16 protein-coding genes and 1 pseudogene are annotated in these 15,623 nt (G+C 38.0%); 10 read left to right on the top strand and 7 right to left on the bottom strand.

Annotated features, from left to right (window positions below; genetic code table 11):
* Nucleotides 1–39: 39 nt before the first annotated feature.
* The gene (locus KTI78_RS03670; RefSeq protein WP_016141997.1) at nucleotides 40–693 is read right to left on the bottom strand and encodes an OmpA family protein; all 654 of its coding nucleotides are present in this window, start codon (nucleotides 691–693) and stop codon (nucleotides 40–42) included.
* A gap of 246 nt (nucleotides 694–939) precedes the next feature.
* On the opposite strand from KTI78_RS03670, the gene KTI78_RS03675 reads away from it, so the two are divergent.
* From KTI78_RS03675 to KTI78_RS03705, 7 genes are all read left to right on the top strand, one after another.
* The gene (locus KTI78_RS03675; RefSeq protein WP_057074037.1) at nucleotides 940–1,866 is read left to right on the top strand and encodes an acyltransferase; all 927 of its coding nucleotides are present in this window, start codon (nucleotides 940–942) and stop codon (nucleotides 1,864–1,866) included.
* 16 nt (nucleotides 1,867–1,882) lie between these two features.
* Nucleotides 1,883–2,929, top strand: coding sequence for a hypothetical protein (locus tag KTI78_RS03680; RefSeq protein ID WP_016141999.1), 1,047 nt, complete (start codon nucleotides 1,883–1,885; stop codon nucleotides 2,927–2,929).
* 120 nt (nucleotides 2,930–3,049) lie between these two features.
* A complete protein-coding gene (gene minC / locus KTI78_RS03685) occupies nucleotides 3,050–3,778 on the top strand; it encodes a septum site-determining protein MinC (protein WP_005075304.1) in 729 nt (242 codons plus the stop codon).
* A gap of 66 nt (nucleotides 3,779–3,844) precedes the next feature.
* The gene (minD, locus tag KTI78_RS03690) at nucleotides 3,845–4,657 is read left to right on the top strand and encodes a septum site-determining protein MinD (protein ID WP_016142001.1); all 813 of its coding nucleotides are present in this window, start codon (nucleotides 3,845–3,847) and stop codon (nucleotides 4,655–4,657) included.
* A gap of 2 nt (nucleotides 4,658–4,659) precedes the next feature.
* On the top strand, nucleotides 4,660–4,932 hold the full coding sequence (minE, locus tag KTI78_RS03695; RefSeq protein ID WP_000896934.1) for a cell division topological specificity factor MinE: 273 nt from the start codon (nucleotides 4,660–4,662) through the stop codon (nucleotides 4,930–4,932).
* An 83-nt stretch (nucleotides 4,933–5,015) separates the two neighbouring features.
* Nucleotides 5,016–5,303: a PA4642 family protein gene (locus KTI78_RS03700; RefSeq protein WP_262445245.1), complete on the top strand. Its 288-nt coding sequence runs from the start codon at nucleotides 5,016–5,018 to the stop codon at nucleotides 5,301–5,303.
* A 144-nt stretch (nucleotides 5,304–5,447) separates the two neighbouring features.
* Nucleotides 5,448–5,987 (top strand): hypothetical protein, encoded by a 540-nt coding sequence (locus tag KTI78_RS03705; RefSeq protein WP_262445246.1) that lies wholly within the window; start codon nucleotides 5,448–5,450, stop codon nucleotides 5,985–5,987.
* A gap of 87 nt (nucleotides 5,988–6,074) precedes the next feature.
* Here the strand turns inward: KTI78_RS03705 and rhtC are convergent, their stop codons facing one another.
* Entirely contained in the window at nucleotides 6,075–6,695 is a 621-nt protein-coding gene (gene rhtC, locus KTI78_RS03710; protein ID WP_016142002.1) for a threonine export protein RhtC, read from the bottom strand.
* 151 nt (nucleotides 6,696–6,846) lie between these two features.
* On the bottom strand, nucleotides 6,847–9,891 hold the full coding sequence (locus tag KTI78_RS03715) for a DNA translocase FtsK (RefSeq protein ID WP_262445247.1): 3,045 nt from the start codon (nucleotides 9,889–9,891) through the stop codon (nucleotides 6,847–6,849).
* A 269-nt stretch (nucleotides 9,892–10,160) separates the two neighbouring features.
* Between KTI78_RS03715 and trxB the strand changes: the two genes are divergently transcribed.
* From trxB to KTI78_RS03730, 3 genes are all read left to right on the top strand, one after another.
* A complete protein-coding gene (gene trxB, locus KTI78_RS03720; protein WP_057074034.1) occupies nucleotides 10,161–11,108 on the top strand; it encodes a thioredoxin-disulfide reductase in 948 nt (315 codons plus the stop codon).
* 123 nt (nucleotides 11,109–11,231) lie between these two features.
* Nucleotides 11,232–11,963, top strand: a complete 732-nt coding sequence (gene aat, locus KTI78_RS03725; RefSeq protein WP_262445249.1) for a leucyl/phenylalanyl-tRNA--protein transferase — start codon at nucleotides 11,232–11,234, stop codon at nucleotides 11,961–11,963.
* A gap of 18 nt (nucleotides 11,964–11,981) precedes the next feature.
* A complete protein-coding gene (locus KTI78_RS03730) occupies nucleotides 11,982–12,797 on the top strand; it encodes an arginyltransferase (protein WP_004703325.1) in 816 nt (271 codons plus the stop codon).
* On the opposite strand, the gene rimI is transcribed toward KTI78_RS03730, so the two are convergent.
* From rimI to KTI78_RS03750, 4 genes and pseudogenes are all read right to left on the bottom strand, one after another.
* On the bottom strand, nucleotides 12,783–13,244 hold the full coding sequence (gene rimI / locus KTI78_RS03735) for a ribosomal protein S18-alanine N-acetyltransferase (RefSeq protein WP_262445250.1): 462 nt from the start codon (nucleotides 13,242–13,244) through the stop codon (nucleotides 12,783–12,785). The two genes, KTI78_RS03730 and rimI, sit on opposite strands and share 15 nt — an antisense overlap.
* Before the next feature lie 107 nt (nucleotides 13,245–13,351).
* Nucleotides 13,352–14,227: a metal-dependent hydrolase gene (locus KTI78_RS03740; RefSeq protein WP_002121736.1), complete on the bottom strand. Its 876-nt coding sequence runs from the start codon at nucleotides 14,225–14,227 to the stop codon at nucleotides 13,352–13,354.
* 233 nt (nucleotides 14,228–14,460) lie between these two features.
* Nucleotides 14,461–15,342, bottom strand: coding sequence for a metal-dependent hydrolase (locus KTI78_RS03745; protein ID WP_262445251.1), 882 nt, complete (start codon nucleotides 15,340–15,342; stop codon nucleotides 14,461–14,463).
* Nucleotides 15,343–15,546: 204 nt separating this feature from the next.
* Nucleotides 15,547–15,623: pseudogene (locus tag KTI78_RS03750) on the bottom strand (elongation factor Tu); the annotation flags it as partial.

A 15,623-nucleotide genomic window follows, 5' to 3' on the forward strand; every position in this document is an offset into this window, starting at 1 on the left:
AACCACCCGAAGGTGGTTTTTAACACAATAATTTAAATCTTATTGTTTAGCATAAATGCTGATTTCTACACGGCGGTTTTGTTCACGGCCAGATGCAGTTGAGTTGTCTGCGATCGGGTTAGAAGAACCATAACCTTGTGCATCGATACGGCTAGATGGAACGCCGCGGCCAGCTAAATAGTTTTTAACTGATTGTGCACGTGATTGAGATAATGGAATGTTGATAGAGTCATTACCAGTATTATCTGTATAACCCGTTACCAAAATCGCGCTCTTGTTATCTTCAGCCAATGTTTGAGCTACTTTGTCTAAAGTTGCATAGAAGTTTGGCTTGATGTTTGATTTGTTTGTATCAAAAGTGATGCTACCAGGCATGATCAATTGAACAGAACCATCTGGGTTACGGCCAACGTCTACACCAGTACCCGCCATTTGTTGACGTAGTTTTTTCTCTTTTTGATCAAGATATACACCACCAGCCGCACCAAGAACTGCACCAATTGCTGCAGCACGGTTATTTTGACGGCTAGAGTTTGCATTTGATTTAGAAATACCATAACCAGCTGCTGCACCAATTAAAGTACCTAATGCAGCTTTATCGTATTCAATGCCACCAAGATTATTACCAGTTGTTTGACAACCAGAAAGTACTACTGCTGCCCCTACCACTGTTGAAATAACTAATGCACGCATTGCATGCCTCCTCACTTTGTGTGTTTTGTTGTCTGAATGAATAATGAAACAAAAAGGGAGTATAAAACATTGATATTTTGTTAATAATAAACAGTTTAGTTATTTTTTTGTAATATTTTGATGCACTTTCAGATGCCAGCTCATCACAATTTCTTCATTGTTGTCTAAGATGTCGTTGTATTTCATATTACGATAGTTATAGTTAAACAACTTTTCTATGGATTTTAGACATTCGGGGTCATTTATATGTCAACTGCACCCAATAAGCAATCTGCGCTAAAAAAAATTACACGTGGACTCACTGTAGGTACAGTCATTACAGGAAGTACTTTTTTTCATGGCCCACCTGTTCTTGCACTAGGTCTAACCAAGCTATTAAAAAAGTCATCAAAAGTAGATGAAACTAATATTCAAATTACAAATAGCTGGTTAGGGGTAAATAACTGGCTCATTGATCATGTTTTACCAAATCTAAAATGGGACATTACCATTGATGAGGGACTTGACCTGAATATGCAAGGTCGTTATCTAATGACCTGCAATCATCAAAGTTGGGTAGACACGACTGTAAACCAATATTTTGGTTTAACCCGTATGCCTCTCACCCGTTTCTTTACCAAATGGGAACTCATCTTTATTCCTTTTGTTGGGCAAGCATTTAAAATTTTAGGCTTCCCGATGATGAAGCGTCACACCAAAGAACAAATTGCCAAAAATCCTGAACTTAAAGATCGTGACATGATGGAAGCACGTAAAGCTTGCGAACAGCTTTTAAGTCAGCCATTTACATTATTAAATTATTTGGAAGGTACGCGCTTTACCCAAGAAAAACACGACCAACAAAAATCGCCATATAAACATTTGCTTAAACCCAAAGCAGGTGGCTTAGCACTTGCCTTAAATATTTTGGGTGACAAAATTGATGCCTTGGTTGATATGACTATTGTCTATCCTGATGGCGTACCGGGATATAGCGATTTCTGGCTCGGGGACGTTTCAAAAATTGCGGTCAACTTACGTAAAATTGAAATTCCGGAATGGGTGCTTGGTGGCAACTACGAAGATGACGCAGCTTATCGTGAACGTTTCCAGCAATGGGTTCATGAAATTTGGACCGAAAAAGATCAACTTATTGAGCAAATGAAATCTCAATATACCACTGCAAATATTTAAGAAAGCATTCGTTATTATGCAAAACAGTTCTGGGAAAAAAACCAAATACCATCATGTAGACCCAAGCAGCCTGTCCTTTAAGCTGTTTTTGGTCTATGACATCTTTATGGTGTTTATTATCATTTTTAACCTGTTCTGTCTTGCTAGTAATTTCTTTTTAATGAGCAGCATTGGGGCATGGTTCTTTGAACATATTCACTTGCCCCAAGTACTCAGCTTTTATCGTACTTCACTCCATCCGTGGGTGATCACATCAGAAGCGTGGTTTATTGGTTTTTTAATTGTTGAGTTGCTTGTCCGCTGGGCCATTGCGATCATCAATAAACACCATAAGCGTTGGTTCTTTTTCCCGTTTATTCACTGGTATGAAATTTTAGCCATTATTCCTCAGCTCCGTTTTTTACGTTTATTCCGTGCTGGGATTATTGCCTATCGCTTACATGAGTTAGGTTATCCGGTTGTTCCGGAAAGCTGGCGAAAAACTGGTTTATTTTACTATCGCGTTGTAATGGAAGAGTTGTCCGACCGTGTTGTAATTACCGTGATTGATGGTATTAGATATGAACTTGAAACCAGTTCTAGCCATAAACAGATTATTCACGACTTAGTTAATCATCATCGTGAGCAATTTACTGCTACCCTAACAGCATTATTACAAGAATCTTTAGCAACTGCTTTAAAAGAACAAAAGCCTGCCATTACAAAAGGCGTTGGGAAAATTGTAGATCAGGCCATAGTAGATACGCCCGAGCTAACTCAATTATTACGCTTAATTCCTTTAGTGGGCGGTCGCATTGAACAGCAAATCCAAAGCATTGGTCAAAGATTGGGTGAGAATATTAGCGCAGGTCTAATTGAGCCTTTAATTGAGGGATCACCAAATAATCCGAACCCTACTTATCAATTAATTTCTCAAAGAGTAAGTGAGATAAATATTAATAATCGTCAGCTTGAGCAATTGGTTGAATCTGTCGTGTTCGAGACACTGGAGTCTGTACGAAAACAAGTCAAGGTCAAACAGTGGCAACAAACGCTTGCGGAGTATGATCGAATCAAAGAATAAGCATTTATTTAATTTTTTATGAATCACGCTAGAGAATTGGCACAAATTGTTCTAGCATTTGCCCTATTTACAATAAACTTAACGATATTACAGCTCGTTTAACGCCTTGAAGGAAGACTTATGGCTGATATACGGATTACCGGCAGAATGGTTAACTTTAGCAGGATAACCTTCGATACCAATGATCATGATGTGATCCGCCAGCAATTATCAAATATTTTAAATGAAGGTTCCTATCAGGGAACTTTAGTGATTATTGACAGTACAGTTGAGCAAGAATTAATTGCATTAATTCAACTTCTGGTGAGCTTAGGTTTACAACCAATGGCGGTAATCGACGGTATTTTAGGAGATGAAGCTCGCGCTATTCAATTCCCTGTTTTACCGGCAGATCAACCCTTACAGCGCATTAAAGCGACAGCTGAACAAGTTGCTATTGTGGAAAAACCTGCTACCGCCCCTGCCTCGTCTTCAGCAGAAACAAAAAAACCACTAAACAAGATAGCGGTCGCTCATATTACCTCTTATCATGATGAAATTTTGCGTACAGGCCAATCCCTTGTACAAGATAACGGCGATATTATTTTAAAGGCTGGCATGAATAGTGGTTCCGAGGTGATTGCATCAGGAAATATACATATTTATGGCACAGTTCGTGGTAGAGTCATTGCTGGTGCGGGCGGGCACGCAGCTGCACGCATTTTTTGCCAATCTTTAGAGGCTGAGCTCGTTTCCATTGCCGGAACGTATTGCGTCGCAGATGATATCCCTAAACATGTGGTAAAAAAGCCAGTACATATTTATTTAAATGAAAAGCAAGAGCTTGAATTTGAAGCTCTAGAACTTTAATTTATTAAGCAAATCACCAAAAAACAGCCCTTTTAAGGGTGTATGACCATAATAGGAGTGGATTCGGTGGCCAAAATTGTTGTCGTAACATCAGGCAAAGGTGGTGTAGGTAAAACTACAACGAGCGCATCTTTTGCAACAGGTTTAGCCCTTCGTGGTCATAAAACTGTTGTGATTGATTTTGATGTAGGCTTACGTAACCTTGATTTGATTATGGGTTGTGAGCGTCGTGTTGTATATGATTTCGTTAATGTTATTAATAATGAAGCACGTCTGCAACAAGCCCTTATTCGCGATAAAGATATCGAAAACCTTTATATTTTACCGGCTTCACAAACACGTGATAAAGATGCGTTGAGCGACGATGGTGTTGCTCGTGTTATTGATGAGCTATCTCAAGAATTTGATTACATTATTTGTGATTCCCCTGCGGGGATCGAACGTGGTGCGATTTTAGCCATGTATCATGCAGATGAAGCAATCATTGTAACAAACCCTGAAATCTCTTCAGTACGTGACTCTGACCGTATTATTGGTATGTTAGATAGCAAAACCAAGAAAGTTGAACACAACGAAGGGCGTATACGTAAACATTTATGTATTACACGTTTTAACCCGGAACGTGCTGACCGTCAGGAAATGCTGACAATTGATGATATTTCTAAAGATATTTTACGCGTACCGACATTAGGTGTTATTCCAGAATGTCCAAGTGTATTACAAGCATCAAACGAGGGGAAGCCAGTTATTCTGTATTCAGAAACTAAAGCTGGTCAGGGGTATGATGATTTGGTTGCACGCTTCCTTGGCGAAGACCGTCCTTATCGACACATCACAGCTCAACCTAAAGGCTGGTTAGCACGACTATTTGGAGCGTAGATATGGCAGGATTCTGGAGTAAATTATTTAGCAGTGAAGAAAAACCATCAAGTGCTCAAACTGCCAAAGATCGTTTGAAAGTTATTGTTGCTTCTGAACAAGGTTTAGGCCGTCGTTTAAGCCAAGACAAGATTGATCAGATGAAAAAAGAAATCATGCAAGTGGTTAGTCGTTATGTTAGCGGTGTAGGTGAACAGCATATCCAAATGCAGGTTCGCTCTGAAGCTAATATTGAAATGTTAGAAATGAATATCAATTTACCTGAAGAACGATAATTCTATTTCTGACTATTCAATAAATCAGAATCAAGGCAAAATAACGCAAGTTATTTTGCCTTTTTTAAAATGAGGAGATTGTCATGGCATTATCACAGCCAGCAACTTTCAATGAAGAATGGTCCGATGAGCGTGTTTATGCCTACCTCAACCAACTTCCTCCAAGTGGTGTGAATGCAGATTTTCATGTGCTCTACCATGCTTTCAAACATATGCGTCCAACAGACTATGAGCGTCTATTAACGCAATTTATTGCAGACGGACGTGATATTAATGCCAAAGACCCTGAAGGCCAACGCATCCATGACGTAATTGCTAAGTTTCCGCGTCAATCGGCACCATTTTTAGAAGTTCTGGCAAAGTTTGCTTAGTTTTTCTACTGAATAAAACTGCATAATTTATTTTAGTAAAATTTAAGAAATAGATTATGTGGTTTATTCAATTACCTAAATTATTTACATTTATTACAAATAATCTTAAAGTCATCAACACCATTTAATTCTAAATATAAATTTATGAACCCAGAATCTGTTAATTTAAAACAAACTCAACCCATCCAATCAAATCATATAGAAAATTTAAAAATTATTAGTGTTAATAAGTTTATCTTTCTATCCATAATTTCCTTTGGCTTATACCCAATTTGGTGGATGTTTAAAGCATGGCGATTTTTTCTAATCAAAGATAATTTAAATATTATGCCCGCTGCTCGTGCAATTTTTTCTATATTCTTTTTATATTCACTATTTAATCACATAAAGATCTATGCAAAAGAACAAGGGTATACTAATAATTTCTCTTCAGGTTGGATGTTTTTAGCATATCTAATTACATCCTTATTAGTTAGCCTACCTGATCCTTACTGGCTCATTTCTCTCTGCAGTATTATATTTTTAATACCAGCATTTAAAGCGCTTAACTATGCACAAAAACAATTAGAAATGACAATTGAACAAGAAAAATACAATACACCTCAAATTATTCTAATTATTATAGGATCTATCATGTGGCTGCTGTTTCTTTTTAGTTTTACTATATTATTTCTATATAAGTGATCTTAAATTTAGATTATTACCATTTTAACAATACTCAAATCTAACAATTAAAAAAGCCTCTAAAAGAGGCTTTTTTCTTATCTAGACTTATCGATTACCGATCAGGAAAATACCAAATACGGTGAAAATACCACCTGAAATACCATCAATCCATTTTGAAAAATTACGATAAGCTGCTCTAAAACTCGGTAACGAGAAAATAAAAGTCACAAAGCAGAACCATAAAATTGTTTCGACTGTAACGATAATAAAGAGTAGCCAGTGAACCTGATCAAGTTGAGGATTGGCTAAAAATAAAGAGAAAACACTACCGAAATAAATAACAGCTTTCGGATTTGAGAGATTGGTTATCAAACCTTTAATAAAAAATAAGTAAGGTGCTTTGGGAAGTTCAACAGCAACATTACCCTCTTGCTGATTTTTTGAAAAAGCTGACCGTAGCATCTGATAACCCAACCAACACAGATATAAACCACCAGCAAGCAGCAAACCTTGCTTTAACCAAGCCATTTTCTCAAATATAAGATTTAATCCCATTAGTGCCAAACAAGCCCAAAACATCACACCTGCTGTTATACCGGCAACAACCAGCATAGCGTCTTTACGAGACCGGCTAATGGCAGTTTGAGATACAAGGAAAAAATCAGGCCCGGGAGTAATAAGTGCGCAAAAGTGAATAAAGGCTAAAGTAATCAGAGCTAATAACATGTCTTTCTCCTGATTTAATTCATTGTTCTTTATTTAGGGAAAATACATTAGCACTTTTTACTAGACGATAAAATCTTTAAGTCATTTATAAAATAGGTTCTCTTTTATTTTGATTATAAAAAAGCCTCCGAAGAGGCTTAAATTATACGTATTAAACTAGAATATCTCGCTTACCATTAGGGCCCATTGAACTCACAATGCCGTTCTCTTCCATTTGATCAATGATACGAGCAGCACGGTTATAACCAAGGCTAAATTTACGCTGTAGCGAAGATGTAGAAGCTTTCCGAGTTTCTAATACGAATGACACACATTGGTCATAGAGAGCATCTCGGTCAGGACCACCCTCACCCTCTTCAAAACCACGTGACGCTGGCTCTTCATCAAATGGAGTCAAAATTTCATCAATATAATCAGGCTCGCCACGCTCACGCCAAGCATCACAAATACGGTTTACTTCATCATCACTAATGAATGCACCATGTACACGTTCTGGCTCAATTTTACCTGGTCCTAAGAACAACATATCACCGTGACCTAACAAGTCTTCTGCACCACCAGCATCCAAAATAGTACGCGAGTCAATTTTACTGTTTACACGTAATGCGACACGCGTTGGAATATTGGCTTTAATCAAACCGGTAATAACATCAACAGAGGGACGTTGAGTTGCAAGCAATAGATGAATACCAGCAGCACGTGATTTTTGCGCCAAACGGGTAATCATTTCTTCTGCTTTTTTACCCACCTGCATAATCATATCGGCGAACTCATCCGCAACAATCACAATAGATGGTAATGGCGTTAAACGAGGTGCGCGTTCTTGTGTCGCCGAGTCACTCGGTTTCCAAGTCGGATCAATTAAGTCTTCACCATTCGCAATCGCTTCTTCAACTTTACGGTTGTAGTCACTTAATTTACGAATTTTTAAGAACGACATAAGCTTATAACGACGTTCCATTTCATTCACACACCAGTTCAAAGCACTTACCGCATCTTTCATGTCAGTAACGACTGGAGTTAATAAATGTGGAATATCATTATAGTTTGCAAGTTCCAACTGTTTCGGATCGATTAAAATTAAACGTAATTGGTCAGGCGTATATTTAAGTAACATCGATAAAATCATCGAGTTTACTGCAACCGATTTACCAGAACCTGTCGTACCAGCAACCAACATATGTGGTGCTTTCGCCAAATCTGTTAGTACTGGATTACCTGAAATATCTTTACCCATTGCCATACTAATTAATGCACTTGGGTCGCGATATGTTGGTGTTTCTAATAACTCAATCAAACGTACCATTTCACGGGCACTGTTTGGCACTTCAATACCAATATATGGTTTACCAGGAATGACTTCCACCACACGAACAGAAGCCATCGACATTGAACGCGCTAAGTCACGTGAGATATTCGTTACCTTAGAGGCTTTTACGCCCGGTGCTAAATCTAACTCAAAGCGAGTAACAACTGGTCCTGGTTGAGCCTCTACCACCTGAGCTTTAACGTTAAATTCTTGCAATTTAATTTCAAGTAACTCAGACAAACGTGAAAGTTGCTCTTCAGTAAAATTGACTTTCTTATTTGGGTCAACCTTATCGAGTAAATCAAGTCCAGGTAACGTTGGCAAATCCAAACGCTTTTTGGCAACTTGCATTGCACGAGACATTGGTCGGCCTGATGCATCTGTTAATGGTGCATCAAAATCGAAATCGTCTTCATCAAAATCAGAATTTTCCTGCGGTTTTCCAGCAGTCTCTTGCCAAGCCTCAATAAACTCTTCTTTTGAAAGTTTGTCAGCCTGAATAGTCGTTTGAATAGGAGCTTTTACAAATGCTGAAGACTGGGCATAACTACTTGCTCTTACAGGCTCTGCTGGAGCAATGTCTTCATCTATTAATAAATCATCAAAATCTTCAAAAACTTGTTCGTTTGCTAAATTTTTAGGTGACTGATTTAAATTGGAAATAGGTGAAGACGTTTCACTCGCATTATTAAATGATTGAGAAGTTGATTCTACTTCTACATGTTGATCTTGAACAAACGGTGTATGCACATCTGTTGCAGTTTTACTGTTTGGAACAGCAGCAAGCAATTCATCAAAAATCTCATCATCATTCCAATCAAGACCATGTAAGTCTTGTTTAGGTGTAGGCTGATTCTGATTCACTTGAGAAATGGTTTGCTGGAATTGCTCACGAGCAGGCACTTGCTCTGTTGAGTCGTCAGCTGCTCTTAAAAGCGCATCAATTTCTTGCTTATGACTTGCATCGTCACGTTGTAAAGCACGCCATACTTCGCCAGTCGCAACTAAACGTTGACTATCTTTTTCAAGTTTATGGGCTTGCTCAAGCGTATGCTCAAAGTTTTGAGTATTAACAACTGGCGCCTCTGCTACAGGTTCAGGGCGGCTCTGCTCTTTCGCTAACACATCTGCAAATAAACGCTCAGCAACAGCATCATGTCGTGTTGTTGCTTGAGGTTGAGCTGTTTCAGATGGAGCTGATATCTCTTTCTCATCTGAAGCATTAGCATTTGTCTCTGCATTTTGTGCAACTTTAACAGCTGCTGCTTTGTTGGCAGGTTGAGTTGTTAAGTCATAATCCGACTCACTCGGAGATACATTCTTATAAAATAAATCTTGTAAATAACTTGGTGTCGCTTTGAGCGTAACCCATGTTTTACTCCATTGCACCCCAAATGCAAGCGTAAACAAGACTACCCCGAAAACCAGTAAAAAGAAGGTCGCACCGTAAATTGTTAACAATTGAGATAGGCTTTGACCTAGCTCGTAACCAATAATTCCTCCAGCTGCATTATCTAAAGTATCTGCCGGCACATTCCAGTGTAAATAAAGCAGGCTAGACACAACTAGAATTAAGAAGAATTGTGCAGCATAACGAAATGGGCGGTTTAAGAAACTACGTGGCCACCAAACCTGAATTGCTTCAATGAAAAGGAAAATTGGAATAAGCAAACTTGCCCATCCTAAAAAACCAAACAGCAAATCTGCAATCCATGCGCCAGCAATACCGCTTGCATTGGATACTTGCTGAGTATCACTGGAAATATGCATCCAGCCCGGATCAAATGGTGTATAGGTTACTGTTGCCAGAAACATATAAATACCAAAAGAAACCAAGAATAATGTCATCAATAAGCGCTGTGCATAAACACTTGACACCGCAGTCATATACTGTCCTGTAACCCATTTAATTATTGGTTTAGAGATGTGAAGAACTACATTTTAGATCTTCAACGAATGAACTTTATATTATGCACTTGTTCTTACAAAAAAGGTGCATGATTCTTTACAGTTGTTGTTAACATAAGGCACTTCTATATTGTTATATAACTTAATTCGATTGTCCTGATCAATATTATCCACATTGATTTCACGCTATTGGTCAGTAAATTCACGTATAATTTTCAAAATTCTCGAAATAAATAAGGATACCCTCAATGAGTGTTCGTCATTCTCGGTTAATTATTCTCGGTTCTGGCCCTGCGGGCTATAGTGCAGCTGTATATGCAGCACGTGCAAACCTTAAACCTACTTTAATTGCAGGTTTACAACTAGGTGGGCAACTTACAACAACAACCGAAGTTGACAACTGGCCGGGCGATCCTGAAGGTTTAACAGGTCCTGCATTAATGGATCGTATGCAAGCACATGCTGAACGCTTTGGTACAGAACTCGTCTATGACCATATTAACGAAGTGGACCTAAATGTACGTCCTTTTGTTTTAAAAGGTGACATGGAAGAGTACACATGTGACGCTTTAATTATTGCAACTGGTGCTACAGCTCAATATCTTGGCCTAGAGTCTGAACAAAAATTTATGGGCCAAGGTGTAAGCGCATGTGCAACATGTGATGGTTTCTTCTACAAAAACCAAAAAGTAATGGTTGTTGGTGGTGGTAATACTGCTGTTGAAGAAGCACTTTATCTATCAAATATTGCTTCACATGTAACACTAGTACATCGCCGTGATACTTTACGTTCTGAAAAGATTTTGCAAGATCACTTATTTGCCAAAGAAAAAGAAGGCAAAATCAGCATTATCTGGAATCACGAAGTTGAAGAAGTATTGGGTGACAATACTGGCGTAACAAGTGTTCGCCTTAAATCAACTCAAGATGACTCTAAGCAAGACGTAGAAGTTCATGGTCTATTCGTTGCAATTGGCCACAAACCAAATACTGGAATGTTTGATGGTCAATTAAACTTACGTGATGGCTATATCCAAGTACAAAGTGGTACTTCGGGTAATGCAACAGCAACTTCTGTAGCTGGTGTTTTTGCTGCAGGTGATGTCGCGGATAGTATTTACCGTCAAGCGATTACTTCTGCTGGGTCAGGCTGTATGGCTGCTCTAGATGCAGAAAAATATCTAGATAATCTTTAAATCATAGATTTCTAGAATTTAAAAAACAGCCGTTCCTATAACGGCTGTTTTTTTAGAATAATGACTAGCTGACATATATTTAATTTTTATAGCATAACCTTAAAGCTGATCTTATTTTGTTTTATGAATACACTTCCACTTTCCCAATTCATTTTTCCTGACCCTATTGAAGCCGATCCAGATGGGCATGGTTTAATTTGTATTGGAGCTGATCTCTCCCCTTCTACGCTATATGAAGCTTATACGCATGGTCTTTTTCCATGGTTTAATGAAGATGAACCCATTTGTTGGTGGAGCCCAGAACCTCGTTGCGTGATCTACCCTCAAAACTATAAACCAAGTAAATCACTCATTCGGAACATGAAAAAGTACGATTACACCATTACGGTAAATCATGCCTTTGAACAAGTAATTCGCTCTTGCTCTCTACCAAGAAGTTATGCAGATGAAACATGGATTAGCGAAGATATTATTCAAGGTTACTGCGAGATGTTTAACGCGGGCTACGGTTACAGTATTGAAGTCTGGCAAGAAAAGGAACTTGTAGGAGGTTTATACGGTGTTACGATTGGTAAAGGATGTTTCGGTGAGTCAATGTTTAGCAATGAAACCGATGTTTCAAAAATGGCTTTTTATGCGTTAATGCTCATAGGACAAGAAAATCAGCTACCATGGATAGACTGCCAACTCGTCAATAGTCACCTAATTAGTCTGGGAGCCAGTACACTTTCTCGTCAAGACTACTTAAAATCGTTACAAGATGTAATTATTCACCCCTCTATCAATTGGAAAAAGTATCAAGAACGTGTATTTTCAAGTAAAACAATAGCATTAGATGCAAAATTAATGGAATGATAACAGGAGGGACCAATCATGAAATCATATCACCCGAAGTCCCTTTTAAATGATCTGCAGTATTATATTACTCCGCCTCATGATTGCAGCTACTTAGAAAATAAATCTGCACGCATGGTGTTTTTAGACCCCATCCATCGAATTGATGTGGTCACTCTTTCAGAACTTTCTCGTTTAGGCTTTCGCCGTAGTGGCGACTTTGTTTATCGCCCTGAATGTCACTTATGTCGACAATGTTTGTCTTGTCGTGTTCCTGTGGCCGATTTCCAAATGAACAGCATGCAAAAAAAAGCATGGAAACGGAATCAAGATCTCACCATGACTGTTCTGCCTACGCGACAGGCAGCACAAATTCATTATGATTTATACGAACGCTACATTAATGAACGCCATGCAGATGGCGATATGTTTCCACCTAGCTTAGATCAGTTTGAAAAGTTTTTAGTACATAGCTGTACAGATAGTTTTTTTCTTGAGCTTTGGAAAGACAATCGTCTCATTAGCGTTTCTACTTGCGATTTAATGGATGATGGATTATCGGCTGTCTATACGTTTTTTGATCCAGACGAGCATCGCAGATCACTTGGTGTGTATTCTATTCTTAACCAAATTGAATATGTTAAATCGCTCGGTTTAGAGTACCTTTATTTAGGCTATTGGGTACCGCATTCAGCCAAAATGAACTATAAGTCGCAATATACACCTTTAGAACTTCTACTTGATGGACAATGGCGTCGTTTAAACCGATCATTGTCACCAGAAGAAATTCAACAGCTAGGTACTTCTCTTATGACAACGTTACCTTCTGAATGGAACAATTTAATCATTAAATAAAGATGCGAAATCATCTGTACAGGTTTTTACCATAATGACTGCGTGTTCCCGCCCGCCTTCTTGAGTAGGATAATAATTGCGGCGCAGGTCAATTTGGTGAAAGCCTGTTTTTTCATATAACCCGATAGCAGCTTTGTTACTTTCCCGAACTTCTAAAAAGATTTGCACTGGGCAATTTTCTAATTTTTCAATCGATTCATTTAATAATTTATATCCTAAACCCTGCCCTTGCATTTTAGGATCAATTGCCATGAGTAATAAATTCGCTTCATCTAAAACAGGCTGTAAAATACAAAAACCCACCACTCTGTTTTGTGACTCAATTACTGTGCATTGATAAGAATTCAAAGATTCAATAAATTGCTGCTTTGACCACGGATGTGTCTGAACTGATTTTTCAATTTGAACAACAATATCAACATCAGTATTTTGCATAATACGAATCATGAGTCTCAACGCAATGAAGATTCTAAAGTAGTGCGTATTATAAAAACTTCCCAAGAAAAAACGAGCAAAAAAAAGGACAATTGATTTGTCCTTTTTTTAAAGTAATTTTAAAGACCTAATTTTTCACGCCACGTTGCCAACAATGCTGTGGTATCCGAATCATTTGGATGAAATTTTGGTCTTAAAAAATCAAGTAGTTCGGGAATTTGACGAGTCATAAAACCTTTACGACCATACATGAACTTAAGCATGTACTTCGTATCTTTCCAAGTTAATTTATCATCAGTTTTAAGTAACTTCGCAGTAAAATAAGATTGAGTTGCGAAGATTAATGCCATTGCAATAATCAAGGCTGTTGAACGCATAAAATAAGCTTTCGGACCTTGCCCATACATGCTTGTATACACATCAAATGCCACAGCTTTATGTTCATTTTCTTCAACTGCATGCCACATCCACAAATGATACATAGTGTCATCTTGGAACATAGCCTGAATTTCAGGGTTTTGCAAAAGTTCAGCGGCAATCGTCGATGTAAAATGCTCTAGCGCACATGTTCCTGTCAAATCAATCATTTCTTTGGTATAGCCAAAAGGTTTCATTAATTTGGTTACAACAGCTGTACCCATCTTAATGACTTTTCCAGTTTGCTTTTCCATATGACGCACATCATAACCATAAGCCTGTGCAGAAGCATTAAATGCTAAATGCTCTTTCGAATGCATCGCTTCTTGACCAATAAAAGCACTAATTTCTTTTTGAAGATCTGGATCTGCAAGCTTTGGATCATTTCGAACAGCACGCGTACTATTTACAAAGAACTGCTCACCCTCAGGAAAAAGGGCTGATAATGCTGTCATGAAATGTGTTAATGCTGCATCATAATTCGCCCAATAGCGTGGGACCTGAGCAAATTCAAAGTCCATACGACGCACCGGGAAACTAGCACCAGCACGATTGGAAATATTTACCTTAGCATTCATCTCAGACTCCTTTTAAGTGAATAGCTAATTCACATATAACTTTATTTATTTTCTTAATATTTATAATCATACGTCTTTCGATGTACCAATTAAGTGCAGATGAGGACAGAGAAATATCAGATGAGGTCATTCATAGACGTATAAAGGTGCAAAATCTAAGATGTCTCTCGTTGAACTCGGCATAGAAAATAAAAAAGGACCAATATTGGCCCTTTATAAATCATGAATTGAAACTATAAACCTAATTTTGCCTTCCAGTTTTTCAATAGGCTCACGGTATCTAGATCATTTGGATGAAAACCAGGTTTAAAGTAAACCAACATTTCCTTAGCCATACCACTAATAATGCCTTTAGATGGGCTATATCCATATTTATAAATTACTGATAGTTCAGCTAAATTTAACTTGTTGTCTTGCTTTAATAAACGAAGCACAAAAGATGACTGGATCAAAAAGATTAAAGTCATAGCAAACACTAAAGAACTGGTTCGTAAAGCATAAGCTTTTACACCTTTACCAAATACACCTTCGTATACATCAAAAGCTACGGCTTTATGTTCATTTTCTTCAATAGCATGCCAATACCACATGGTAGACATCGTCTCATCTGTCATAAGCTCTTGAATGTGCTTATTGACTAATAATTGAGAAGCAATAGTAGCGGTAAAATGTTCAAGAGCCGTCGTAGCAGTCAGGTCAACCATTTCTTTCGTCATACCGAAAGGTTTAACAATTTTTACGAAAGCTTTAATTGCTGTTTGAATCGCCGTATCGGTAAACTTCTCTAATGTTTCTATATCGTGACCAAACTTTTGAGCAGAAGCATTAAAGTTCACATGCTCTTGAGTATGCATTGCTTCTTGTCCGATAAAAGCACTAATTTCTTTTTGTAGTGCTTCATCATCTTTAATCGCTGGGTGATAACGTACTGCTCGTACACTATCTATAAAGAATTTCTCACCAGCTGGAAACAATGCTGACAATGCAGTCATAAAATGTGTGAGTCCAGCAGAACCATTCATCCAATATTCTGGTACATCATTAAAGTCAAAATTCATACGACGTACTGGAAAGCTTGCACCGGCACGATTCGTAATATTCACTTTAGCATTCATACCCAAAGCTCCTTGATAAGTAACCTTAGTTACTCAAACTTTATTGTTCGTTTTCTTGATTCTTATCATACAAAGTTAATAAAAAGGATTAAGGGTAAATAAGGACATTGAAATATCAGTTAAGGCCAGCTTTTATAGTGATTGTAAGACAATTAAGTATAAAAAAAGCGCTCTAAAAAGAGCGCTTTTTTTCACTGAAAGTGATTATGCAGTTACTTTCGCAACAACACCAGCACCTACAGTACGACCACCTTCACGGATCGCAAAACGTAGACCTGGGT

It is taken from the genome of Acinetobacter sp. WU_MDCI_Abxe161 (assembly GCF_025514355.1).
GTDB classification, from domain to species: Bacteria; Pseudomonadota; Gammaproteobacteria; order Pseudomonadales; family Moraxellaceae; genus Acinetobacter; species Acinetobacter pittii_E.